At 51.3% G+C, this 25231-nt stretch carries 15 protein-coding genes; 8 read left to right on the top strand and 7 right to left on the bottom strand.

The window, feature by feature from the left end; all coding sequences use genetic code 11:
- Nucleotides 1–11: 11 nt before the first annotated feature.
- Entirely contained in the window at nucleotides 12–1610 is a 1599-nt protein-coding gene (bshC, locus tag Q0577_RS24715; RefSeq protein WP_298741112.1) for a bacillithiol biosynthesis cysteine-adding enzyme BshC, read from the top strand.
- Between the two features lie 388 nt (nucleotides 1611–1998).
- Here the strand turns inward: bshC and Q0577_RS24710 are convergent, their stop codons facing one another.
- Both Q0577_RS24710 and Q0577_RS24705 read right to left on the bottom strand, forming a co-directional pair.
- Nucleotides 1999–4224 (bottom strand): FUSC family membrane protein, encoded by a 2226-nt coding sequence (locus tag Q0577_RS24710; protein ID WP_298741110.1) that lies wholly within the window; start codon nucleotides 4222–4224, stop codon nucleotides 1999–2001.
- 65 nt (nucleotides 4225–4289) lie between these two features.
- Nucleotides 4290–6722: an outer membrane beta-barrel family protein gene (locus Q0577_RS24705; RefSeq protein WP_298741109.1), complete on the bottom strand. Its 2433-nt coding sequence runs from the start codon at nucleotides 6720–6722 to the stop codon at nucleotides 4290–4292.
- A gap of 406 nt (nucleotides 6723–7128) precedes the next feature.
- On the opposite strand from Q0577_RS24705, the gene smc reads away from it, so the two are divergent.
- Together smc and Q0577_RS27270 are read left to right on the top strand one after the other, a co-directional pair.
- A complete protein-coding gene (gene smc, locus Q0577_RS24700; protein WP_298741108.1) occupies nucleotides 7129–10659 on the top strand; it encodes a chromosome segregation protein SMC in 3531 nt (1176 codons plus the stop codon).
- A gap of 604 nt (nucleotides 10660–11263) precedes the next feature.
- Nucleotides 11264–11482, top strand: coding sequence for a tail fiber protein (locus tag Q0577_RS27270; protein WP_366885048.1), 219 nt, complete (start codon nucleotides 11264–11266; stop codon nucleotides 11480–11482).
- 145 nt (nucleotides 11483–11627) lie between these two features.
- Here the strand turns inward: Q0577_RS27270 and nudK are convergent, their stop codons facing one another.
- On the bottom strand, nucleotides 11628–12206 hold the full coding sequence (gene nudK, locus Q0577_RS24695; protein ID WP_298741107.1) for a GDP-mannose pyrophosphatase NudK: 579 nt from the start codon (nucleotides 12204–12206) through the stop codon (nucleotides 11628–11630).
- 61 nt (nucleotides 12207–12267) lie between these two features.
- Between nudK and Q0577_RS24690 the strand changes: the two genes are divergently transcribed.
- From Q0577_RS24690 to Q0577_RS24675, 4 genes are all read left to right on the top strand, one after another.
- Nucleotides 12268–13029 (top strand): DeoR/GlpR family DNA-binding transcription regulator, encoded by a 762-nt coding sequence (locus Q0577_RS24690; protein WP_298741106.1) that lies wholly within the window; start codon nucleotides 12268–12270, stop codon nucleotides 13027–13029.
- Nucleotides 13030–13380: 351 nt separating this feature from the next.
- Complete coding sequence (locus Q0577_RS24685) at nucleotides 13381–13917, top strand: GNAT family N-acetyltransferase (protein ID WP_298741105.1); 537 nt, start codon at nucleotides 13381–13383, stop codon at nucleotides 13915–13917.
- Nucleotides 13918–14003: 86 nt separating this feature from the next.
- Complete coding sequence (locus Q0577_RS24680) at nucleotides 14004–15245, top strand: GAF domain-containing sensor histidine kinase (protein ID WP_298741104.1); 1242 nt, start codon at nucleotides 14004–14006, stop codon at nucleotides 15243–15245.
- A gap of 234 nt (nucleotides 15246–15479) precedes the next feature.
- Nucleotides 15480–17768 carry a c-type cytochrome gene (locus Q0577_RS24675; RefSeq protein WP_298741102.1) on the top strand — a complete coding sequence of 763 codons (2289 nt, stop codon included), beginning with the start codon at nucleotides 15480–15482 and terminating at the stop codon, nucleotides 17766–17768.
- Nucleotides 17769–17879: 111 nt separating this feature from the next.
- Here the strand turns inward: Q0577_RS24675 and Q0577_RS24670 are convergent, their stop codons facing one another.
- Entirely contained in the window at nucleotides 17880–18437 is a 558-nt protein-coding gene (locus Q0577_RS24670; protein WP_298741099.1) for a DUF192 domain-containing protein, read from the bottom strand.
- Between the two features lie 187 nt (nucleotides 18438–18624).
- On the opposite strand from Q0577_RS24670, the gene Q0577_RS24665 reads away from it, so the two are divergent.
- The gene (locus Q0577_RS24665) at nucleotides 18625–19914 is read left to right on the top strand and encodes a Gfo/Idh/MocA family oxidoreductase (protein ID WP_298741097.1); all 1290 of its coding nucleotides are present in this window, start codon (nucleotides 18625–18627) and stop codon (nucleotides 19912–19914) included.
- A 69-nt stretch (nucleotides 19915–19983) separates the two neighbouring features.
- Here the strand turns inward: Q0577_RS24665 and mqnE are convergent, their stop codons facing one another.
- The 3 genes from mqnE to Q0577_RS24650 all read right to left on the bottom strand — a co-directional run bounded on the left by mqnE (nucleotide 19984) and on the right by Q0577_RS24650 (nucleotide 25113).
- Nucleotides 19984–21144 (bottom strand): aminofutalosine synthase MqnE, encoded by a 1161-nt coding sequence (gene mqnE / locus Q0577_RS24660; protein ID WP_298741095.1) that lies wholly within the window; start codon nucleotides 21142–21144, stop codon nucleotides 19984–19986.
- Nucleotides 21141–23303 carry a M43 family zinc metalloprotease gene (locus tag Q0577_RS24655; protein WP_298741093.1) on the bottom strand — a complete coding sequence of 721 codons (2163 nt, stop codon included), beginning with the start codon at nucleotides 23301–23303 and terminating at the stop codon, nucleotides 21141–21143. The genes mqnE and Q0577_RS24655 overlap by 4 nt, the downstream gene beginning before the upstream one ends.
- A gap of 175 nt (nucleotides 23304–23478) precedes the next feature.
- On the bottom strand, nucleotides 23479–25113 hold the full coding sequence (locus Q0577_RS24650) for a nucleoside transporter C-terminal domain-containing protein (RefSeq protein ID WP_298741091.1): 1635 nt from the start codon (nucleotides 25111–25113) through the stop codon (nucleotides 23479–23481).
- Between the last annotated feature and the right edge of the window lie 118 nt (nucleotides 25114–25231).

Genomic DNA, 25231 nt, shown 5'->3' with positions numbered 1-25231 from the left:
AAGCTTGGAGCATGGATCAATCAGTATGTAATGGTATATCCTACAAAGAAACCGGTTATTTCAGCCAACTGGTCCTTGATTTTTTGGCAGAACATCCGCAGATCCGTTCTTTTTATACCCATTCTCCCCTGAAGCCTGACGTAGAGGCACTCATAAGGGCTAAAAAGGCGCATCCCCAGCAGCGGGATGTGCTGGTTAAGGCATTGGAGCAACAATACGCCGGTCTGGACCTTGACCCGGCCCTCCGGCGCAATATCAGCCTGCTGGAACAGCCGGACACGTTTACTATTTGTACAGCCCACCAGCCCAACATCTTTACCGGTTACCTGTACTTTGCCTATAAAGTGCTGCAAACCGTAAAAATGGCGGAAGCCTGGAAGGAACAGTACCCGCAGTACAATTTTGTGCCGGTGTATTATATGGGCAGCGAGGATAATGACCTGGACGAATTGGGCAGCGTTTACCTGAAAGACCAGACCCTTAGCTGGAACACCACCCAGCAAGGCGCTGTAGGCCGTATGCGTCCCGAAGGACTGGACAACCTGATTGACCGCTTACAGGAACTGCTGGGTTATGGGGAACATGCCGCAGCACTGATACAGCTGTTACGTAAAGCTTACCTGGAACATGACAATATCCAGGAGGCCACCCTTTACCTGGTGAATGCCCTTTTTGGCCGCTACGGTGTAGTGGTGCTGATACCCGATAGTCCCCTGTTCAAGGAGCTGTATATACCCGTGATGAAGGAGGAGCTCTGGCACCAGACTTCCCATAAACTGGTGGGAGACACTATCGAAAAATTGTCCAAGCATTATAAGGTACAGGCTAATCCACGGGAGATCAACCTCTTTTATCTTTCTGATAATGCGCGCGACCGTATCGTGAAGGAAGAAGATCACTGGAAAGTGCTCAATACTTCCATCACCTTCACCGCGGCAGCACTGGAGCAGGAGCTACAGCAGCACCCGGAGCGTTTCAGCCCGAATGTGATCCTCCGTGGTCTTCTCCAGGAGACCATCCTTCCAAACATCGCCTTTATTGGCGGTGGGGGCGAAATAGCCTACTGGCTGGAGCTGCAGGCCCTCTTTACACATTTCAGGGTGCCTTATCCCATGCTGGTGCTGCGCAATTCCTTCTTACTGGTAGATGCCGTTTCCTCCCGCTGGCTCGGGAAGCTGGGCCTGTGCGTGAAAGATCTGTTCGGCAATGTTGACGAGCTGGTGAACCGCTATGTGATGCAGCATACCAATGCAGACCTGGTGCTGAAACGCGAGTATGATACGATGGAACAGTTCTTTGATGCGCTGGAAGAAAAAGCCCGCAGCATCGATGTTACGCTGGTAGCTACGGTTGCTGCAGAACGCAACCGTGCCATGAAGAGCATCGGCAAGCTGGAACATAAATTTCTCCGCGCGGAAAAGAAGAAGTTTGCCTGGCAGACAGATGAGATCCGCCAGCTGCGCAGCCGCCTTTTCCCTGCAGGTTCTTTACAGGAACGCAAGGAGAATTTTATGCCCTGGTATATTCACGAAGGCCCTAAATTATTTGACAGGATACTGGCTAATATGGAACCGCTGACGGATGAGCTGAAGATTATTTATGAGGTTTAAGGTTAGTTTTTGCGATAGGCTGCTGGCGTTGTCCTTTTCGCATCACTCTGTTAGCGTCACTCCCTTCGCGTTGTCTCTTTGGGTTACGCCTCTCGCGTCATTGAGCAGCCGCAGGGAAAAACCGCGTGGCGCGACGAAGCAATTTTTTAACCGGCAAACGGCTATCAATAAACGTAATCATCACAGTTGCTGATTAAAAGATGGCTTCGGCCCGGCTACCCGCCAGGGCCCTTCGGGCCTCGCAATTACGCGATTGGAGGCTCATTACTATTTAAATGATTGCTTCGGTCCACCTATCCAGCTCCCTCCAGGCCTCGCAATGACCTTTTAAGGGGATAGCATGAAAGAGAATACACAAACCCAATAACCCAATAATGCCCCTCTGTCTTCATCCTCCTGTCAGCGCCTTCTTCATATCCCTCAACACACCCAGCACCGCGTGCAGGGCATCTCTCACCTGCTTCGTCTCCAGCATTTCATCCCTTAAAGCAGTTTCGCCTTTTCCTTCATTGATCTCTGACTGTCTTTGCTGTATCAAACTTTCCAAACGGATGTCCAGGGTTTCAAAGGCCTCTATCGATGCCGGTAATTCAGGTAGTACAATGTCCGGTTCAGCGGTCAGCGCGATGATCTGATCCAGGTATTGCAGCAAATGCCGGCTGATCAGCTGGTACTCGGGGCGGGGAAACCGCACGCCATGCCCCAGTCCGTAAGCCGCCAGCGCTGCTATACGGGAGCTGAGGGTATGGTTCAGCACCACGAAATGATACATCCGCGAAGTGTTTTTCTGCTTGCTTTTGGGCTCACTCAGCATCCGCTGGAAGGCGGCCGTCAGGTTGGCGGTATTTACATAGCTTTCTTTCCTGGCCAGTTTGTAGTCAACGATCGCCATCTGCTGACCGGTGTACAACAACATCACCTGCTGAAAATAGGCTTTGTTGGATTGCACCATTTTTTGCATGTAACTGGACAGGTACTTATGTTCCCAGCTGGGCCACAGGGTAAGATTGGCAATGAAGGCAAGTCCGCCGCCTATAAAAGTATCCAGCACCCGCGCCGTAGCATACTGCAGGTCTGCCGGATGCAGGAAATGCAGCAGGAAGATCACGAAGGGGGTGGTAAAGATCACGCTCACGGTATACTGGTAGGTCATAAAAGTATAGGCGCCCAGTATACAGAACAGCATAATGGTAAAGATAGCGGGGGGACTTTTAATCAGCAGCAATACGGCCAATGCAAAAAATGCCCCTATCACGGTACCCACCAGGCGCTGGTAGCTGCGTGATTTGGTGAGCCCGAAACCGGGCTTGAGGATCACGACGATGGTAAGCAATATCCAGTATATCCGGTCCAGGTGCAGGGCCATACCCAGCAGGTACCCGGCAACGGTAGCCAGGCTCACCCTTACTGCATGGCGAAAGATGTGTGACTTGAAAGTGAGGTTGTTACGGAAAGTTTCCAGGTCATAGCGCTGGCTGGTGGTAAAGCGGGATAGTTCCAGGCGCTGATCCAGGGCGGTATCTTTTACCCTTTCAAGACGGGTAAGGCGGTGGAGGTTGTAGATGCGTTCGGCCATGTCGCCCAGGTTGGCCAGTATGGTGTTCAGCGGGAAGAGGCGGGTGGTTCTTTCGCGCAGGGTGGGCAGGGTTTTGCGGATCTCAGCCACGGCCCGCTGCACTTTTTCGATATCATGGCGCAGATTGGCCTTGGGCATAGATCGCCGCCCGGCCATTACGGCTACGCCTATATCAGACAGCTCCTGTACAAATTCCAGCACCAGTTTGCGCACCTCTTCCAGTATGTCGCCATCCTTAAAGCTTTGCTGCAATGCCTTATAGTCGATCTGCGAGGCCATAATATGTTCCTGCAGGTCTACCATGTCCAGGAAGATGAGCACCATCGACTTGCTGATGCTGCTGGTGCCCTGCTGGGCGGAACGTCTTTTCAGCAACAGTTCCCGTACGGCTTCCTGTTTTTCGCTCACCAGCACCTGCTGTTCGAGCACTGACTTATAGATCCCGTCAATATCTGCGCCCTTTACATAAAAGCCGGCACGCAGCTCAAGATAGCGGGCGGTTTCCACGATACATTCTCCCAATGCCTGCTGTACATTCAGGTAGGGCCTGATCTGCCATAAGAGTAAGGCCAGCAGTCCATGCCATAGGCCGCCCAGCACTATCAGCCCGGTTTCATACAGGCTGGTCATAGTGTTTTGTGGCGGTTCGCCCAGGATGATGATCATCACCAGCAGGCAGGCCACCCCGATATTGCCGCCACGGTTACCGTATACCAGCAGCATGCTGTATACAAAACAGCAGCCCATGATCCAGGGCACCATCAGGAAAGGATAGGGGGCACAGAGGCCGGTGCCCAGGGCAGTAATAAAAAGCAGGAGCAGGGTGATGAAAGCGCCGTTACGCTTGTGAATAACGGTGCCTGGCTGGTCTGCCAGCGCCGCGCACAAGGCCCCGGTTGAAATGGTAATACCGGTGATCGGCTCATCGATGCTGAGGCAAATCAGCGAAGGTACTACCACACTAATGGTTGTACGAAGCCCATTAGAGAAATGGTAACTGAAGATAAAGCTCTTTACTTCTTTAAGCCAGGGGCGCATTAAATATTGTTTCGGAGCTGCAAAGGTACCAAACAAAAGTTTAAACCCTTAAAGACTCCGACTTTCTATGGTTTTGTCCCGTCATTCTGTTTAATGTCATTATTATTTACGCCTTTCTTCCTGCTTACTGATTCTTTCAGCTGGCCGAATTTCCAGTTCAGGCTTACCCTCAGGGCTCTTACCGGGTAGTAAAAGGTGCTGGCCCTGTAAAACAGCGGGTCTTTCAGCTCACTTCTCCAGGCGATCTCTTTCTGGAAAGGCTGATCCAGGTGTACGGCCAGTACTGCCCGCCGCTGAAACAGCTCTTTACGCAGGGTAAGGGTATGGTTGGTATAACCGGGACTACGCCCCTGTAAGATGGGTTTGCTGGTGTTGACAGAGAGGGTGGCCTCTGTTTTAAAGCCCTTGCCCAGGTCATAATCTGTGCTGATGTAGGTAGTGCTGCTCCAGCCATAGTTGCGGAAGCTGGTGCCGTTGCCTCCCTCCAGGTTGGTGTACATACCACGGGCGTTTACCAGCACTCCCCAGCGGGGGGCGGGCTGCAGGCTGCCGCTCAGGTTAAAACCGGTGGCGGCGCGGCGGCCGATATTGGCATAAGTGGTAACGGTCACACTGGTTACATCGTCTATGGCGGTAAAGGGCTCAATGGCGTTGTTGGTGAACACATGGTCTACACTGAGGGTCAGGCGTGCACTTTTGAACCTGCCGTTGTAACCCAGCTGGAATGACTGGTTTTGCTCTGGTCTCAGCCCGGGATTGCCAAAAGAGAGGTTATTCGGGTCTATGTCTACCACATAGGGGTTCAGGTTCCATACCCAGGGCCGTTGCAGCCGGCGGCTGTAAGACAGGCCTATTACGTGCGCCTGGCCCAGGGGAAGAGAAACGCTGGCCGATGGCATAAAATTCAGATAATCAGTATCTAAGAGCGTGTCGCTGGAAATAAAATTGGCATTTATATGCGTCTGCTCCAGGCGGGCGCCCAGTAATACGTTCAGTCGCTGTTTTACCTTGAAGCGGTAGTTGGCATATACGGCAAATACATTCTGTTTATAATGGAAAACATCTGTACGGTCTTTTACCGTTCTTATCCCGATGCCTTCCAGGGACACCTGCTGCTGGTAGTCGCTTTCTATGGTGCGCAGGATGGCTTTGGCCCCTGTTTCGAGCGACTGCTTCCGGGGGAGCGGCTGTGTATAATCTGCCTGGAAAGTGGTTTCGGTATGATGCTCGTCGTTATTATTAAAAATCTGCTGGTCCTGGCCCGGTTCATTTGTCTGGCGGTTGTCTGTCTGCTGCCCGTTATTCCCGCTGTTACGGTTCACCGATACAGCCAGTGATCTGCCGGACTGTCGGAATTTTTTCTGGTAATCCAGTCCAACATCGTAGGTATTGCTCCTGTACTTCGTATAGGCATCGTACTGCCCTGTTTGGGACAGTTTCAGCAGGCTGTCGAGGAACAGGTTCTGCTGCAGTGAGTTATTACTGTTGTGACTCAGATCCACGTTGCTGTAAAGGCTGACGCTGCTGCTGCTATCCAGGTCATAGCTCAGTTCCAGGTTGCCGAAGTAGTAGGTGCCGTCAAAAACACTGGTGCCATTCTGCAGCAGCGTGTTCTGGTTGTGAGGTACAAAGCTTTGGCGTTGTCCATCCAGGCGGCCCTTGTTCCGGAAATAATTGCTGCCCAGGTAGGCGGCTATCCCAAGTTTCCCGGCTTTGGCATTGAAAGAGGCGCCGCCTCCAGCAAAGCCCCGGGTATTGTAATTGGCAAACAGGCTGCCGTTATAGCCGGTGTATTTTTCGCGGGTCACTATATTGATGATGCCTGCCGCGCCTTCCGCATCGTACCTGGCAGAGGGCTGGCTGATCACTTCTATGCTTTTGATAAGGCTGGCCGGGAAAGCACGGAGTGCTTCCTTTGGATTGCGGGACATCATGGAGGTGCTTTTGCCGTTCAGCAGTATTTTGAAATTATCGCTGCCTTTCAGCTGGATATTGCCGTCAGGGTCTACCGTTACCAGCGGCACCTTCCGCAGCATCTCTGCTGCCGTCAGCACATCTTTGCTGATGTCATTCTCCACATTGTATATCAGCTTATCGTCCTTTACCTCCAGCAGCGGTTTCTGACCGTTAACGTTCACGGTCTGCAGTTGCCTGGCGGCCGGCGCCAGGTAGATAGTTGGCAGCTGAAGCAGCCGCAGGGAATCCGCGAAAAGCGGATCTGTTACTTTCGAAGCATAACCAACGTTGCTGATGCTAACCCGGTATTCGCCCTGGTCTATTCCTTTCAGCAGAAAATAGCCCTGGTGGTCGGTAAGCGTGTTTATAACTGGTTGCAGACCAGTGGTTTTTAATAAAGTGATGGTGGCGTATGCTAGGGGCTTTCGGCTGGCGCTGTCTGCCACCTGACCGCTAATACCGGTGTTCACAGACCTTTGTGCATAGGCAAAAAAGGGGCAGGACAGGATACCGGTCAGCAGCGTTAGAAGACCATTTTTCATAATAGTAGTGGGTGATGCTAGTTAGTGGACGGCGTGGTCCATGGTTTAGATTTCGATTATGGGTTGTTGCATTACGGGTTTTCATTGGTTATTTACCGGATATTATATACTAATACTGCAGTAAAAATAGTGAACTAAAGATAAGCTTGTTTCACCAAATATTAAGACAAAACTAAAGGTGTATGCCGGTTGTCTCAAGAGAAAGTAAAGTAAAATGTGATAAATTGCTGAAATTCAGTAGATAACCCGCCTTTTATTTGTAATTTATTCACAGCTGTGTATAAATAAATAGGGTTTATCGGGTTACTGCCTTTAATTTACTGATCGATTTGGATAAATAAGCAGTAGGCTTTCAGCGAATCGTATTTATCTTTGACAGCTTAAAAAAAATAAACCAGGAGCGACCGTGCGTTTAAAAACACTAGAAATCAAGGGCTTCAAAAGTTTTGCAGACAAAACCGTCCTGAATTTTGACGAGGGGATCACAGGGGTGATAGGACCAAACGGCTGTGGAAAGAGTAATATCATAGACTCCATCCGCTGGGTAATCGGTGAGCACAAGATCAGCAACCTGCGTTCTGAAAACCAGGCAGGCCTGGTTTTCAATGGCTCCAAAAGCCGTTCAGCCAGCGGTATGGCAGAAGTTAGCCTCACGTTCGAGAATACACGGAATGTGCTGCCCACCGAATTCACAACGGTTACAATTACACGTAAATTCTATAAGAATGGCGACAGTGAGTACCGTCTGAATGACGTTGCCTGCCGCCTCAAGGATATCCATAACCTGTTCATGGACACGGGGGTTAGTACAGACTCCTACGCCATTATTGAACTGGGGATGGTAGACGATATTATCAAGGACAAGGAGAACAGCCGCCGCCGCATGTTGGAACAGGCCGCCGGCATCTCCATTTATAAAACCCGTAAAAAGGAAGCCAAGACCAAGCTGGATGCTACCGAGGGTGATCTGAACCGTATAGAAGACCTCCTCTTCGAGATCAACAACAACCTCAAAACCCTTGAAAGCCAGGCACGTAAGGCAGAACGTTTCTACGAAGTAAAGAAGGAATACCGCGAAATAAGTATAGAACTGGCCAAAGCAGCCCTGGAAGGCTTCAACATCACCTTCAAAGAGCTGTCTGATCAGCAGCAGACCGAATCTGACCGCAAATTTGCCCTGGAAGCGGAAATTGCTACCGACGAAGCAGCCGTGGAAGAAGATAAACTCCACTTTGTGGCCAAGGAAAGGGAACTGCACGTGCTCCAGAAGTCATTCAATGAACTGGTAGCCACCATCCGCACCAAAGAGAACGATAAGAACCTGGCCACCCAGCAGCTGACCTACCTGCGCGAAAGGGAAAAGAACCTGAGCGATTTCCTCAACAATGCGGAAGGACAGCTCCAGGGCCTGACCGATTCCATCGCCTTTACCGAAAAGCAGGTGGAAGAAGAACAGGAAGTGTTCGATTCCATGCAGGACCAACTGGAAACCCTGCACGAAATGGTGGAAGAGAAGAAAGAACATTTCCACCAGAAGAAACAATCGCTCGAAACCCTGCGCCGCGATCAGCAGCAATGGCAACGTCAGCAGTTTGAGGCAGAGAAGAAAGTGGCCGTAGCCGATACCTCAGTACAAAACCTGCAGCGCAGTATCCAGCAACTGCAGGAGGAAAAGGCCAACCGCCAGTTACAGATCCAGCAGCTGGAAGAAGAGAAGGAGATCCTCCAGGATACCCTGGGTGAACGCAAGGCTGCCCTGGATGATATGGTGGCTTTCCAGGAGGAGACCAAAGGCAAGATACTTGTAACACAGGCCGACATTGAAGGCCTCCGTGATAAACTGGTAGACGAGAATCGTACACTCGATGCCAAGAAGAACGAATACGATCTTTTAAAGTCGCTCGTTGACAGCCTGGAAGGCTACCCGGAAAGTATCAAATTTCTGAAGAAGAACAACGAGTGGAATAACAAGGCGCCCATCCTCAGCGATATCTTTTTCTGTAAGGAAGACTATCGCACCTGTATAGAGAACCTGCTGGAACCCTACCTGAACTACTACGTGGTGAACAACGCGGAAGAAGCCGTACAGGCCATCCGCCTGCTGGACACCAACAAGAAGGGGAAGGCCAATTTCTTTATACTGGACCAGTTCCATCACCAGGGCGGCGCGCTGTTCTCGCCCCCGGGCACTATACCGGCCCTGGAAGTAGTAGAGATAGACGAACGTTACAAAGGCCTGGGCAATTACCTGCTGGGTAAAGTGTTCGTAGCAGAAGATGTGACCTCGCTGGATTTTGAGCAGTTCCCGGATAAAGATGTACTGGTAGTAGAGAAAAGCGGCCGTATGCACCGGGGCAAGTACAGCTTCAGCGGTGGTTCTGTTGGCCTGTTTGAAGGCAAGAAACTGGGCCGCGCCAAAAACCTGGAAAAGCTGGAAGCAGAGATCAAAGCGCTGGAAACCACGGTAGCCGGCCTGCGGGAGCAGATACAGCAGAAACACAACGAAGTGCTGGGCTACAACAGCCAGCTCAATGAAAATAACATCAATGCCGCCCGTGAAAGGATCAACCAGCTCAATAACCAGCTGTTTGGCCTGCAGAACCGCATTGAGAACTTCCATCACCTCATCGAATCCGGCGATAAACGCCTGGCAGAGATGCAGCAGTCCCTCGAAACCAACCAGGAAAGTATTTCCGGCGTAAGGGACGAACTGGAAGCTTTGAACGAAAAAGTAAATGCCCTGCACGACAGCATTGTGGCGGCAGACAGGGCAGCGCAGGAGGCCGAACAACAGTTCAATCAGGCCAATGTGCAGTACAATAACCAAAACCTGCAGCATACCCGCCAGCACAGTAAAGTGCAGGGCCTTAAGCAGGAGCTGGATTTCAAGCGCAAACAACTGAGCGACCTGCACGTACAGATCACCAATAACAAATCACAGCTGGAAGATGCCGTAGCCAACATTGCGGCAGCAGAAGATAAACTGGGTGCTGCAGAAGATGGCCTGATAGACCTGTTCCGCCAGAAGGAAGAAGAAGAAAAGGCCCTGAACGAAAAAGACCAGGAGTACTATAACTTCCGCAACCAGCTGCAGGAAAAGGAAAGCGCCCTCCGTGCCCGTCAGCGTGCCAAAGAGCAGCTGGAACAGGCGTTGAACACCATCAAGGACAAAGTGAATGAGCTGAAACTGCAGCTGGCCTCTATGAAAGAAAGGCTCAGCGTAGAGTTTAAAGTGAACCTGGATGAGATCCTGGATGATGCCCGCAACACCACGCTGCCGGTAGACGAGCTGCAACTCTCTGCCGAGAAGCTGAAGAAACGCCTGGAGAACATGGGTGAGATCAACCCTACGGCCATTGAGGCTTTCCAGGAAATGAAGAAACGTTACGAATTCATCCTCGAACAGAAGAATGACCTGGTAGCCGCCAAAGAGTCTTTGATGGCCACTATCCAGGAGGTGGAATCTACCGCCAACCAGAAGTTCCTGGATACTTTCAATACTGTAAAAGAGAATTTTATCCGCGTATTCAAGGCGCTCTTTACCGAAGAAGACCAGTGCGACCTGATCCTCAACGATCCGGAGAACCTGGCCGAAACCGGTATAGAGATCATTGCCAAGCCGAAAGGTAAACGCCCGGCTGCCATCACACAGCTCTCCGGTGGTGAGAAAACACTTACAGCAACTGCCTTGCTGTTTGCTATCTACCTCATTAAACCGGCGCCCTTCTGTATCCTGGATGAGGTGGACGCTCCGCTGGATGATGCCAACGTAGGCAAGTTCACCAACATGATCCGCAAGTTCTCTGATAATTCACAGTTCATCATTGTTACGCACAACAAACAAACCATGGCGGCAGTGGATGTGATTTACGGAGTAACCATGCAGGAGCCCGGCGTGAGTAAGCTGGTACCGGTGGATTTCCGGAGCCTGAATTAATTTGCAAAATATGGGTAGTAAGTAATAAAGAAAGTCCCCCGGGTTTAAACCTGGGGGACTTTTTTTAATTGCTTGCCTATGTGCAGAACCGGTAGCCATCCCGATGTTGTCAGGAAGATGTGGTAAACAGATCACCACATCGCAGCATGGGCTCATTTCAACATGCGTACAGTCATCACCGTGATTATCAATGAAATTTCCTGCATCCGGCAGCAATTGCTGATCGCCTGTTGCTCATCAGCTCACGGTTATTACCCGGAATGCTTGCAGTGCGCTAGACTTACGGTAGCGAGCGTACGAAACCGCTTTTGCGCCAGTAACAAACTTGTGGAAAGCAGCGTGTTATGCAGGAAAGCACAGCGTTGTTGCATCATATGTATAAGGATGTAAAGAAAACCCGGGTAATGGTAAATAATAGAGAATGTTTTTTGTGACATGAAAAGTATATTGCATTTAACTAAAATATGATATACTTTTACGCCCGGTTTTCATAGAGCACGTCAGACTGTTAGACAAGCGGACAATATCAACTGTAGATAGGCGGACAATATTACTATAGAGCGGACAATACTATTTTTCCTAAACCTAAGCAAGTGTACTTTTAATGACGCTGAACACTCCATTACTGTCTGAGATCTGTATGGTCTCTTTTAATTTTCCACCTAAGGGTTATGCCATGTGTAATGGGCAGCAATTGCCTGTCGACCAGCACCAGGCATTATTCTCTTGGCTGCGCGCCGCATTTTACGTTAACGGGCAAACGAATTTTGCACTGCCCAACTTCCGCGGACGTATTCCCGTGCATCAGGATAATCCCAGGTAGCATGCTGCCGGCGACGACAGGATGTGTTCTCACTGCTGAACGCGGAGGACGTGCTGCATCTTTTTAAATAGTACAATAGCTATCCGCTATATATCCCTATGTGCCCTATGCCCTTCCGGCTTTTTAAGCGGAAGGGCTTCTTTTTTTACAGGATGCCGTGCAGCTCCATGTATTGCAGCAGCATGATCGTTTTGGCATCGCGGATCTGCCCCTTGTCTACCATTTCCAATGCATCTCCAAAAGGGATCTCCAGCACTTCAATATCTTCCTGCTCATGTTCCAGTCCGCCGCCACGATGTACCCGCATATCTTTGGAATACTCCGCTATAAAAAAGTAGAGTAGCTCTGTTACTGACCCGGGCGACATATACGCTTCAAACACTTTTCGTACATCCGTTACCTTATAACCGGTTTCTTCTTCCGCTTCGCGTTTGATAGCCGCTTCCGGGCGGTCATTGTCCAGCAAACCCGCACAGGCTTCAATCAGCATACCGCCTTTGTTGCCATTCACGTAAGTGGGCATACGAAACTGCCGTGTAAGGATCACCGTTTCCTCCTCAGGATTATATAAGAGTATGACCGCCCCGTTGCCCCGGTCATATACTTCCCGTTGCTGTAATTTGATAGGGCCGCCCGGGCGCTGGTAATTGTAACTGATCTTTTTCAGCAGGTACCAGTTGTCAGACAGCAGCTCTTCCTTGGTGATCTTAATAGCAGGGTTCATATAAAATGATTAATTTTGATCGTTTTTGATTAATTTGATCAAATATAGCACTTATTATCTTATGGGATATCCGGAAAGAAAGAAAAAGATACTCGACGCCCTGGAAGGGGCAGGCAATATAGATGTACATCAGTTATCGGAAGTGCTGGACATCTCGCCGGTAACCATCCGCAGAGATCTGCAGCAGCTGGCGGATGAAGGGCTGCTGATCAGGACCCATGGCGGCGCCATGAAGGCGGATAATGGTCCGCGTTTTCCTGCCTTTACAGACAAAGCACTGGCCGCCCGTGAGCAGAAACAGCAGATAGGAGAGCTGGCGGCATCTTTTGTGCAGCCCGGCGATACCATCTTCCTGGATTGCGGCAGCACTGTGTTCTGTATGTGCCCCCATCTGCAGAAGATCCCCGGCATCCGGGTTATTACCAATTCTCTTCCGGTGCTCTCGGCACTTATGCATATCCCCGGCATCACGATCAATTTAACAGGTGGTGAGGCAGACTCCGAGCGCAAAGCCCTGCACGGCCTGCAGGCCATCCGCCATATTGAAAACTATCATGCTGCAAAGGCCTTTATCGGGGTGGACGGGCTGTCTGTAAAGAGCGGGCTCACTGCCTTCAGCGAAAAAGAAGCCGGCATCAGTACAGCAATGAGTAAAAACGCCGATACCGTATACCTGCTTTGCGATTCTTCTAAAATAGGGAAGGACAGCTACTTCAAATTTGCGCCACTGAGCTTATTTCATTACCTGCTGACGGATAAGGGTATTTCGCGGTCGCAGCAGAAAGCGCTGGAAGGAAAGGGGGTGAGGGTGATTAAAGCTTGAAGCTGGAGGGTTTGAGATTTGAAAGTTTGAAAGTATGAAGGTTTGGAAGTTTGAAGGCGCTGCAATAGGAGGGGGTGCCGCCCCTGTCAGGAGGCTTAAAAGATGATGGATATTGTCAGATTGTTTTGGTGGTCAGCGGCCCGGGTATCGGCAGGGCTTCGGGGGGATGGCCCTAGTAATACAATTTTTAACCCGCATCCCCGCATTAAGTCCACCTCAAGTTTACCTCATGTCCGGCTCACCTGTAGTTCTACAAGGCGTTTCCTTGTGTTTCAGCTGTGAAACCATGTGAGTGTTAATATAGTACCAGCTTTCTCCTGTTTCCTCCTAACTTAGTACATTAGTCTTCCTATGGCGTATACCTTTAGCATCCAACCACTGTACAGTCATCCGCAAACTATTGCCGCCCTGGCGGACCTGTTGATAGAAACCGTTGCCAATGGCGGATCTGTTAGCTTTATGCATCCCCTGGCGCCCGAACAGGCCATCGCCTTCTGGGAGCAGTCCCTCGCGGCAGCGGGCCGCGGAGAGCGGGTGGTGCTGGGCGCAATGGAAGGAGACAGCCTGCTGGGCACCGTTACCCTGCTGCTGGACTGTCCGCCTAATCAGCCCCACCGGGCCGAGATCGCCAAAATGATGACCCGCGTGGGGCGCCGCAACCAGGGCATTGCCCGCGCCCTGGCCCTGGAAGCAGAACGTATTGCAATGGAGCGCGGTAAAACCCTCATCAACCTGGATACTGCTGCCGATGAAGGCGCTGCCGGCTTCTATGAAAAGCTGGGTTACCTGAAGGCTGGAGAGATACCCGATTATGCCCTCAAACCACATGGGGGCCTTACGGCCACCATCCTTTATTACAAAAGGATCGGCCCCGCCGGGGGCGCTTAAGCTGTCTGCATACTCCCTGGAATTCCTTGCCCTGGGCGGTTTTTGTGTTAAAATTTAGTAAATTACTGATAAGCACACTTGATACTATGTCAGTAATACCAATGGTTGCCGATAACCAGGCTATGAAACACCTGGTAGCGGCCGTACAGGAGTTGTCTCTTGCCCGCAGCCTCGATGCCGTGATGCGCATCGTTCGCAGCGCCGCCCGCCGCCTCACTGGCGCTGATGGCGCCACCTTTGTATTACGCGACAACGGTATGTGCTACTACGCCGATGAAGACGCCATCGCCCCGCTCTGGAAAGGCCAGCGCTTCCCCATGGAGACCTGCATCAGCGGCTGGGCCATGTTGAACCGTAAGCCGGCCGTTATTGAAGATATTTACCAGGACAGCCGCATCCCGGTGGATGCTTATCGCCCCACCTTCGTAAAAAGCCTGGTGATGGTGCCTGTAAGAAGCATCGATCCTATTGCCGCCATCGGTAACTACTGGGCGTATAAACATATTCCCACGGAAGAGGAGATCAGCCTTTTACAATCCCTTGCAGACATTACCGCCGTGAATATGGAAAACGTGTATGTGTATAATGAGCTGGAACAGCGGGTCAATGAACGCACACAGGAATTGCTGGATTCCCTGGAACGCGAAAAGAGAATAAATGCCAAAAAGACGCGGATGGTATCCATGGCCTCCCACGAGCTGAAAACGCCGCTCAGCGCCATCCTTTCCAGCGCTTTTTTGCTGGAACAGCAGACAGGAGCGGACAGTGATGGGAAGAAGGCCAAACACCTGAACCGTATTAAATCGGCAGTAGACCGCCTCACGGGGATGCTGAACGATTTCCTGGCGGATGATCAGCTGCAGCAGGGTAAAGCCGAAACATACCGCGAAAAATTCAACCTGCCGGCCTTTGTGGAAAACCTGGTGGAAGAGATCAGCGGCACCTTCAAAAGAGGTCAGCAGGTAAGATATGAGCACGCCGGTGAAACCCACATTGTGCAGGACCGGAAAATATTGCATCACATATTGCTGAACCTCCTTTCCAATGCCAGCAAATACTCCGGCGAACATCAGCCAATAGACCTGCGCAGCGTGGCCTCAGATAACTGCGTCAGCATCACGATAAGGGACTATGGTATCGGCATTCCCTATGAAGGCCAGCAAAAGATATTCAGCGACTTTTTCCGCGCCCGCAATGCAACAGGCATCCAGGGTACCGGCCTGGGGCTTAACATCGTCAAACACTACACAGAACTGCTGGGCGGCGCCATCAGCTTCAGGAGCGAACCCGGAGAAGGCACTGCGTTTGAACTGAAATTTAGCTGCTAGCTGCCGGCTTTTGGCTGTCAGCAGTGTCCGCTGAGGCGCATTTCTTCCTGTTAAGTGTTTGTCTGACCTTATAGTAAAAAGCAGTTCATTGCTGATTATGCCTTTGAATAGCTTTCAGCTAACAGCCAATAGCTAATAGATAGTAATTTTCGCCTCTCATCCTTTTTATATTTGAATTTTCCCAGGCCGTGCGTTATTTTAGGCGCTATCGATTTAAAAAAGCGCTGCAAAGGAATGAAAAACTGGTCCGGAATCTTACTGGCAGGCATGCTATTGGTATTATCCTGTCAACCCAACACACCCACTGAAAAAAATGAGGAAAAGACAGACTCGCTCGCCATGCGCGAGAAATACGCAGCATCTCCCGTATTAGACGCCAAAACGGCCCTGGAGCATATGCAGACGGAAGATGGGATGCAGGTTCAGCTGGTTGCCGCAGAGCCGCAGGTGTTTGTACCCGTAGCCATGACGTTTGACGACAGCGGCCGGATGTGGGTGGTGGAGATGATGGGATACATGCCCGATACCTCCGGTACCGGGGAAGACATGAAGAACGGCAAGATCGTCATCCTGGAAGATACCGACCACGATGGCGCGGTGGATAACCGCAAGGTGTTTTTGGACTCTCTCGTGCTGCCGCGGGCTATCTGCCTGGTAGAGAATGGCGTGCTGATTGCAGAACCGCCACGGCTCTGGTTTGTAGAGAACAAAAACGACCAGCCGGGTAAAAAGACCCTGGTAGACGATAAATACACGGAAGGCGGAAACGTAGAGCACCAGCCCAATGGCCTGTTCCGCGCAATGGACAACTGGATCTACAACGCCAAATCAGATAAGCGTTACCGTAAGGCCGGCAATAAATGGCTGATAGAACATACTCATTTCCGCGGCCAGTGGGGCATTAGCCAGGACAACTACGGGCGCCTGTTCTATAACAACAATTCTGAGAACCTGCTGGGCGATTATTTCAGTCCCGGACTGGGCGCCAAAAATCCCCAGCAGCGCAATGTAGCTGGTTTCAATGAAGATATTGTGCCCGATAACCGCGTATATCCCATCCGCGCCACACCGGGCGTTAACCGCGGGTATATGAAAGGCGTGCTGGATGACAGCCTTCGCCTGGTGAGCTTTACCGCTGCCTGCGGGCCCCTTATTTACAGGGGCGGCTTGCTGGGAGAAGGTTTTGAAGGCAATGCCTTCGTAGCAGAACCCTCCGCCAACCTGATCAAACGCAATATACTGACAGACAGCGGCTACATTGTGCACGGCCGCCAGGCTTATAAAGGCAAAGAATTCCTGGCCAGTACCGATGAACGTTTCCGCCCTGTGAACCTGTATACCGGTCCGGATGGCGCCCTGTACATACTGGATATGTACCGCGGCATCATCCAGCATAAAACATACCTCACGCCTTACCTGCGCAATGAGATCAAAAACCGTAACCTTACTGATCCGCTCAACTGCGGGCGTATCTATCGGGTAATACCTGCCAACGCCAAAAACGTAGCGGCGGTAACGTTACCTCATGATCCTGCTGCGCTGCTGCCCCTGCTGGATCATCCCAATGGTTGGATACGCGACAGGGCACAGCAGCTGATCGTAGACAACCGTTACACTACATTAACGCCGCAGCTGCGTGAAAGACTGAAGAAGGAAGGCAGTTCCTGGGGCCTGCTACATGCCCTCTGGACACTGGAAGGATTGGGGCAGCTGCAGCTGGCTGATATAGAAATCGTATTACGCAATACCAATCCTTATCTGCGGACACAGGGCCTGGCTGCAATGCCTGCCGTAATCACACCACAGCAGGCAGGCAAGGTACTGGAGCTGATTACCCCGTTGCAGCAAAGTGTGTTGCAGGCGCCTTCCGTCGCCATGCTGCTGCCTTACCTGAAGACGTTTCATCCTGCCGCCGTGGCACAGCTGCAAACGCAGTTGCTGCATGCCTATCCTAACGACCGGTTTGTGGCAGATGCGCTGATCGGCAACATGAGTGGTCATGAACAGGAGCTGCTGGATCAGGTGACCAAATGGAACCCGGACACTACGCTCTTCATTTCCCGCCGATTAAAGAAAGTGCTGAAAGACATTGCCAACCAGCGCAATGCCCGGCTGAAGGAGGGACTGGTCAAAGAATATCCCCGCGGCGCAAAGATCTTCAAAACAGTTTGCCAAACCTGCCACGGTGCAGACGGCGAAGGTATCCAGTCGCTGGCCCCGCCGCTGAACCAGTCGCAATGGGTGAATGGTGATAAGAACAAGCTGCTGGCTATCGTACTATATGGTCTCAGCGGCCCGGTAGCCGTGAATGGTAAAGTATATAAAGCCCCTGAGATCAGCGGCGACATGCCGGGTATTGGTAATAACGATGAGTTTTCTGATGGCGATATTGCCCAGGTGGTCAGCTATATCCGCAATGCCTGGAGCAACCATGCCGGGAAGGTGACAGAGAAGGATGTACAGCAGGTACGGCAACAGTATAAAGGACGGGAGAAGTCGTTTACGGCGGAAGAGTTGAAATAAGTTTGAAGTTTGAGGTTTGTTAGAGGTTTTAAGTTAAGCACCTGTATGCCTTAAAAGCATATTTATCATGAACTTTCAATTTTCAACGAACCTCAAACTTCAAACCTCAAACTATAATTTCGTGAACGCAATCTTATCGCCGTACGCCACATGATACTTGTCGCAGAACCCTGCATTCACCTCGACCACATACATGGCTTTCTTAAATGAAGGCAGGCTTTCTTCAGAAAGGGGAGTAGCATATTTACGGACGGAAACAATTTCCTTGTTCTCGCCTACATAGATGATATCCAGGGAAATATAGGTGTTCTTCATCCAGAAAGACTGTTCTTCTGCCGTGGGGAAGATGAACAGCATGCCCTGGTCGTCTGACATGGACCTGCGGTCCATCAGGCCTTTGGCTCTTTCATCGTCTGTCTCGGCCAGTTCAATGTCTATCTTGCGGATAGTATCATTGCTGGCCTTGCTGATGAAATACAGCTCGCCTTCCTTGGTGAATGTCGGGCCCGCATCCGTAACTATAGCGGTGCTGCCGGCGGCAGTATCGGTGGTGGTAGTAGCGGTAGAGGAATTGCTGCCGGAACGGTCGCCGCAGCCGGCTATATACACGCAAAACGCGATGTTGAACAGCCATTTGGAACTTGTGATCAGCATTTTTAAAGGTCTCATGACCCTGAAGTTAATTAATAATTAAGAATGATAGTGAATAATAGCGGGATAAGTGCTGGGTCCTGCCATTGATTTCCTGGTAATTATTGATTAACTTGATTTAACTTATATAATTGTTCATGAAATTCCACGGGTATAATAGCATCAAGGCTACCTGTATTCACTATTCATCTTTAATTAAACAGCAATGCATCGCAGAGATTTCCTGAAGGCTACAGCCCAGGCAGGGCTTACCTATTCCGCGCTTCCCCTGCTTCCATCTTTAAAACGCACTGCCGCCTATAAACTGGCGCTTATCGGTTCCGGCTGGTGGGGCACCAATATCCTGCGTGCCGCATTGCAGCACGGCGGCTGTAAGCTGGTAGCCCTGTGCGATGTGGATCAGCGCCAGCTGGCTGCTGCACAGAAAGAGATTAACAGCCTCACATCAGACCGTCCCAAAACGTATACAGATTACCGTGAGCTGCTGCATAAGGAAAAGCCTGAGATCGTGATCGTGGCTACGCCGGATCACTGGCATCCCTTGATTGCCATTGCTGCCATGCAGCAGGGTGCACATGTATATGTTGAGAAGCCTATCTGCCATACTATTAATGAAGGCAAGGCCATGGTAAAAGCTGCCCGCCGCTATAACAGGGTCGTGCAGGTAGGCACGCACCGCCGGGTTTCTCCGCATAATAGATCCGGTATTGAATTCCTGCGTTCCGGTAAGCTGGGCAAAATAGGAATGGTACGCTCATTTGTACACTACGGTGGCGGCGCCGGCAAACTGGTACCGGATGAAGCTCCGCCTGCTGAACTGAACTGGGACATGTGGTGCGGACCAGCTCCTTTAAGGGCTTACAACCCGTCTATTCATCCCAAGGGCTTCCGCCAGTTCCTGGATTATGCCAATGGCCAGCTGGGCGACTGGGGTATTCACTGGATGGACCAGGTACTCTGGTGGACCGAAGAAAAATATCCCCGCAGGATCTTTTCCTCTGCAGATCGTTTTATCAGGAAAGACAATACCGACGCACCCGATACCCAGAATGTGATCTTCGAGTTCGAGTCTTTTACCGCCACCTGGGAGCATCGCCTGTATGCCGCCAATGAAGCGGAGAGGACCAATGTAGGCTGCTATTTCTACGGTACCGAAGGCACCTTCCATATGGGCTGGCTGGACGGCTGGACCTTTTACCCGGCCAACAAGAACAGCGCCATCCTGCATGAAGCCCCCAAACTCCATAAGCCGGATGATCAGAACATCCCTGAGCTTTGGGAAGATTTCATGCAATCCATCCAGCAGGGCCGCCTGCCTGTCTGTGATATTGCCATTGGTCAGCGTTCTACCAACATGAGCCTCTTAGGTATGATTTCGTATAAACTTGGCCGTAGTATAGAATGGGACGGGGAGAAGGAAGTGATCAAAAATGATGAAGCAGCCAATAAGCTGTTACAGAGAAAGTACAGAGGGGAGTGGGAGTATCCTTCTTAGCACACGTGCCTTACCGCGATATTTGTGTCAGGTGAGACACGTGTGCTATAATTATTAATTATACAATTATTAATTTAATTGCGGTTCATCCGTATAGTCCCGTATCTCGTTGTAGACCGTGTCTCTCTCCACCGGACGTCTTCCGGCCTGGCGGATCAGCATGGCCAGTTCACTGGTGGTGAGAGAGGGATGTTGTTCTTCGGCGCCGGCCATAGAGTAGATCTTGGTGGTATCGTCAATGGTACCGTCCAGGTCATTTACGCCGAAGGCAAGGGTCAGCTGCGCAGTGCTTCTTCCCAGCATAGGCCAGTAGGCTTTCAGGTGCGGGAAATTGTCCATATACAAACGGGCAATGGCATACATACGGAGGTCTTCTACGATGGAAGATTCAGGTATGTCTGACATCTCGTTGTCTTTGTTGCGGAACTTCAGCGGGATGAAGGTGTTGAAACCGTGGGTTTCGTCCTGCAGCTGGCGCAGGCGTTCCATATGGTCTATACGGTGACTGTAATTTTCGATGTGGCCATAAAGCATGGTGGCGTTGGTAACCATGCCCAGCTGGTGGGCCGTTTTATGTATTTCCAGCCAGCCGTCGGCATCTACCTTATCGTGGCAGATCTTGGCGCGTATTTCAGGAGCAAAGATCTCTGCGCCACCGCCTGGCATGGACTGCAGGCCCGCTTCGTGCATCAGGCGCATGCCTTCTGCGACGCTAACTTTGGCTTTGCGGAACATGTAATCCAGTTCTACTGCGGTAAAGCCTTTGATATGCAGGTCAGGACGGTGTGCCCGTATTTTGCGCATCAGCTCCATAAAGAACTCCATGTTCATCTTGGGATGCACGCCGCCTACAATGTGCACTTCTGTAACCGGCTGGCCGTCATAGCTTTTTACGATGTCCAGCATCTGGTCGATGCTCAGTTCCCAGCCCTCTTCCCGGTTTTTGTACAGGCGGGAGTAAGCGCAGAACTTACAGGCGAAAACGCAGACATTGGTAGGTTCTATATGGAAATTGCGGTTGAAGTAGGTTTTATGCCCGTGCAGCCTTTCCCTTACCTGGTTGGCCAGTGCACCTACGAAGCCCACATCTCCCTTTTCAAACAGGATCAGTCCTTCTTCAGGCGTCAGGCGCTGCTGCGCCAGTACTTTTTCTCCTATACGTTTTAAGTCGGCATCCAGGCTGGGTTGTTGCAGCAAGGTATCTACGGCAGGATGGTCGGTTCGTCTCATTGTGCTTTGATTATTTTAACGGTCTTTGCCCTGTTCCTGTAAATTAATTTCACAAAATAAACACCATTTGGGGCATTTACCAAATCAAAGGTGATACGGTTGTTGCTGTCAAGGCCGTTGCCTGCCCTGTAGGCGATGCGCTGTCCCAGCGTATTGTACAGTGCAACCCCCTCCAGGTCCTCCTGCGGGCCGTAGAAGGTAACATGTACCTTGTCCTGTGTGGGATTAGGCGTTACCGTAAAGCCCTGTTCCTTCAGGTAGGGATTATCTGCCCTGGCAACGATGTTGATATTATCCAGGTAGATATTGTTCTCGTAGTTGGAAATGTTCCTGAACACGATCCTGAACTTGCCTGAGGGGATGAAGCGGGTAAGGTTGATGGAGTCCCGGCGCCATTCAGCGGCGGTGGGAATGAATTCTTCTGTGGTAGGGATGGTATGGGTTACCAGGCTGGCGCCCCATTTACCGTACACACTGTCAAATGTCAGTCCGCAATCGGTGGTGATCAGTACCTGCAGGGAGTCCCAGGGATTGTTGGTAGCCGTAACACTGGTTTGTACGGCCGCTGCCACGTCAAAGAACAGGAATACGGAGTCGTAGCCCTGTACATCTATTACGGGCGAGTAGAGGTCATCTATGGCGCCGTTGGTGGCATATCCCAGGTTCCGCATCACGATAGACTGGCTGCTGTTGCTGCCGGCGTCGCGGGTCAGCTCCCAGGTAAAGCTCCTGTCGGGGTTCCAGATATCCCAGCCGCCTTCCGGCGGGAATACATCGTTTTCAAATCTCTGAGTCAGTGGCAGGGTAGCCGGTGTAAAGTAGCGGAATTCCGCCATGGCGGTATCGTTCTCCGGCGCCTCATCGGTTACTCCGTTAGGCAGGGCGGTGTAGGCGGTGATGATATGGGTACCCGGACCTGTATTACCGGTGGGTAAGGTTACGTTGGTCTGCCGCAGGCTGACCAGGTTGCCGGTCCAGTTATAGGACTGTACAGGGCCTCCATCTACCTGGTACAGGATCTGTGCGCTTTGCAGGGGCAACGCGCCTTTATTTTTCAGCGCCACATTAGGGGTAAAACCGCCATCGCAGATCTGGCCCAGGGGCGTATTGATACTGGCTACAGCAGCGTCGTTATTCAGCAGGTTCACCGGCTGGCAGCCGTCGGAGCTCAGCAGGGAGGAACGGATGTTATCCAGCACAAAGCGCATGCGGATGGCCTGGTCGCCCGTAAACAAATGCATACAGGCATCGTCTGTATAATCCATGTAATTCATGAACATGATACCTGGTTCAGACGGAGAGCAGGCATCCAGTCGCGGGAAAGTGGGACAGTGATAGGTACGCGCGCCCTGCAGGGGGGTATCGTCTATACCGTCGTCGCTGGTACAGCGCGGCGTGCCGCCGGTGCCGTCGTCATCTCCCCAGATATGACGTAGCCCAAAATAATGGCCTATTTCATGGGTGGTTGTTCGTCCGCCGTTAAAATCGCCGGCAGCGCTGCCGGTGGTGCCAAAGGCGCTGTACAGTATCACAACGCCCTGCTCCGCATCAGGAAAAGTATTATCCGGCGGCGTAGCTACGCCCAGGTAGCCATTGGAAAGATTGCATACCCAGATGTTGAGATAGCGGCTGGCATCCCAGGCATCAGATCCGCCGGCAGCAGAATATTTTACTTCGTAGGCAGAATTGAAGCTGGCGTCAAAGGCCCCATGCGTGGTGCTCACGCGTACAATACCGGTGGAAGGATCTCCGTCGGGTGTACGCTGCGCCAGGCAGAAATTGATGCCGGAATTGCCGATGAGCGCTTTCCAGGCAGCCGGTACGGCGCTGGTATCCGGGTTAGTACCGGTGTAGTCTTCATTCAGTACGGCCAGCTGTGAATATACCTGCTCATCTGTTACAACGGAGGGGTTGGGCAGTACGATATGCACTACCACCGGGATGGTCACCGTAGGGCCTGCTGTAATACGGAAAAGCTGTTGTTGCTTGCTGAGACGAACGCCAGACACCAATTGTCTTTCTATGGCATCGCGCTGCAGCTGGAGGGAGGGAAATTCCTTGATCTTGTTGCGGATGGCATCTTCCGTGGCGCAGGTACGTTGGGCCTGCACCGGTAAGAGGTACACTAAGCATAGGAATACCAGGGTAAACGTGCGCAATAGTTTCGGTTTTTTAGGTTACTATCTACTTAATACAAGATACAACGTAAAACGGGAAACCTGTATTATGAATCGACGAAAGACTTTAGGGTTTAAACGTTTGAAGGTTTGAAAGTTTGGTAGTTTGAAGGCGCCCTGTCGTATAATGACATCTTCAAACCATCAAACCTTCAGACTACATCAGCGCCCCCGCAATACAGCCGCACATCAGACACGCAATTGTTCCACCGATCAGGGCTTTTACGCCCAGCTCAGTGAGGTTTCTGCGCTGGTTAGGCGCCAGCTGGCTGATACCGCCAATCTGTATGCCGATAGAGGCAAAATTGGCAAAGCCGCAAAGGGCGTAGGTAGCTATCAGTAGTGATTTTGGATCCTGTATCACATGGCCGGCTTTCATTTTGCCAAGGGTGATATAGGCCACAAATTCGTTCAGGATGGTTTTTTCGCCCAGCAGCTGCCCGATGGCGATAATATCGTGCTGTGCTACGCCTATCAGCCATGCCACCGGCGCAAACACGTAGCCCAGGATCATCTGCAGGGAGAGTTCATTGTAACGCCCGCCGGTAATGCTGGCGATCTGCGGGTTCAGGTTGGTAATATCGCCTACCCATCCCATGAGGGCATTGGCCACATACATGAGGGCTGTGAACACCAGCAGCATGGCGCCAACGTTCACGGTCAGCTTCAGACCATCTGTAGTGCCCAGTGACAGCGCATCAAGGAAGTTATCGCCCAGTTTCTCCTTAGGCACTCTCAGCTCTTTAGAAACGATCTCTCCGTGCGTTTGCGGGAACAGTATCTTGGATACCACGATGGCTGCCGGAGCGCTCATAATAGACTGGCTGAGCATATGCAGGGCAAAGTAGTTCTGCTGCACCGGGTCGGTGCCTCCCAGGAAACCCACGTACGCCGCCAGTACACTGCCGGCCGTATTGGCCATACCGCCGATCATGATACAGAGGATCTCTGACCGGGTCATCGCCTCCAGGTAGGGGCGGATCATCAGCGGCGCTTCTGTCTGGCCCAGGAATATATTGGCGGCGGTAGACAGGCTTTCCGCACCAGAGATCTTCATTTTATTCAGCAGGTAGGCAAACACGTACACGATCTTCTGCAGGATGCCCAGGTAGTACAGGATAGAGGAAAGCGCAGCAAAGAAGATGATATTGGGCAGCACCTGTACGGCAAAGATGTAGGCCCAGTTACCGCTGGGGTCTGCCAGATTGCCGAATATAAACTCGGTGCCTTTATGGCTCAGGTTGATCAAGTCTACAAATGAGCCGGACACTTTTGACAGGATCACCTGGAAAATGTCTGAAGGGCACAGTTGCGCGTATACTGAAACGGTGAGCACCACGCAAATAGCCAGTAAGGTCCATTTGATGATCTCAATTTTGTCGCGCTTAAACAATAACCAGAACAGGAACCAGATCACGCAGAGGCTAAGGGTGATAGAGAGCCTGGTAAGCGGGTATTCTCCGCTGCGAACCACCCCGAAAAAGAATACCAGTATGGAAGCCAGCGCCAGTGTGATACCCAGGGCATCGGCCTGGAGGGGCTTTTCTTTAATACCTTTAAGGCGGTTAATGATCACATACAGGACAATCAGGCCAAAGGCCAGCCAGAACACCGGCTGCTCACCAACGCGGGTGTTCAGCACCCCCATGGCAAACATGACCTGGGCAAAAATGCCCATTCCAACCAGTTTCCAGTCGATTGCCCTGCGGTTGTTACTGAGCAGGAAACAAACGCCTACAAGAAAAATCATGCCTAGTCCCCCGCGCAGCAGGTTATATAAGTGAAAGGACATATTTAGATAGATTACAAATAAGCAGCAAATAAAGTGGAAAATACGGTATTCAGCAATTGATTGTTGCCCGGGTGACAGATTTTCCAACAAAAATCACACGAAATGTAAGATATATCAT

The sequence above is a fragment of the uncultured Chitinophaga sp. genome (assembly GCF_937898475.1).
In the GTDB taxonomy this organism is placed as follows: domain Bacteria; phylum Bacteroidota; class Bacteroidia; order Chitinophagales; family Chitinophagaceae; genus Chitinophaga.
This window is presented reverse-complemented; position numbering and strand designations above follow the sequence as displayed.

Coding starts and splice junctions, on each gene's coding strand:
- bshC (WP_298741112.1), top strand. CDS start 12: ATGGATCAATCAGTATGTAATGGTATATCCTACAAAGAAACCGGTTAT.
- Q0577_RS24710 (WP_298741110.1), bottom strand. CDS start 4,224: ATGCGCCCCTGGCTTAAAGAAGTAAAGAGCTTTATCTTCAGTTACCAT.
- Q0577_RS24705 (WP_298741109.1), bottom strand. CDS start 6,722: ATGAAAAATGGTCTTCTAACGCTGCTGACCGGTATCCTGTCCTGCCCC.
- Q0577_RS27270 (WP_366885048.1), top strand. CDS start 11,264: ATGACGCTGAACACTCCATTACTGTCTGAGATCTGTATGGTCTCTTTT.
- nudK (WP_298741107.1), bottom strand. CDS start 12,206: ATGAACCCTGCTATTAAGATCACCAAGGAAGAGCTGCTGTCTGACAAC.
- Q0577_RS24690 (WP_298741106.1), top strand. CDS start 12,268: ATGGGATATCCGGAAAGAAAGAAAAAGATACTCGACGCCCTGGAAGGG.
- Q0577_RS24685 (WP_298741105.1), top strand. CDS start 13,381: ATGGCGTATACCTTTAGCATCCAACCACTGTACAGTCATCCGCAAACT.
- Q0577_RS24680 (WP_298741104.1), top strand. CDS start 14,004: ATGTCAGTAATACCAATGGTTGCCGATAACCAGGCTATGAAACACCTG.
- Q0577_RS24675 (WP_298741102.1), top strand. CDS start 15,480: ATGAAAAACTGGTCCGGAATCTTACTGGCAGGCATGCTATTGGTATTA.
- Q0577_RS24670 (WP_298741099.1), bottom strand. CDS start 18,437: ATGAGACCTTTAAAAATGCTGATCACAAGTTCCAAATGGCTGTTCAAC.
- Q0577_RS24665 (WP_298741097.1), top strand. CDS start 18,625: ATGCATCGCAGAGATTTCCTGAAGGCTACAGCCCAGGCAGGGCTTACC.
- mqnE (WP_298741095.1), bottom strand. CDS start 21,144: ATGAGACGAACCGACCATCCTGCCGTAGATACCTTGCTGCAACAACCC.
- Q0577_RS24650 (WP_298741091.1), bottom strand. CDS start 25,113: ATGTCCTTTCACTTATATAACCTGCTGCGCGGGGGACTAGGCATGATT.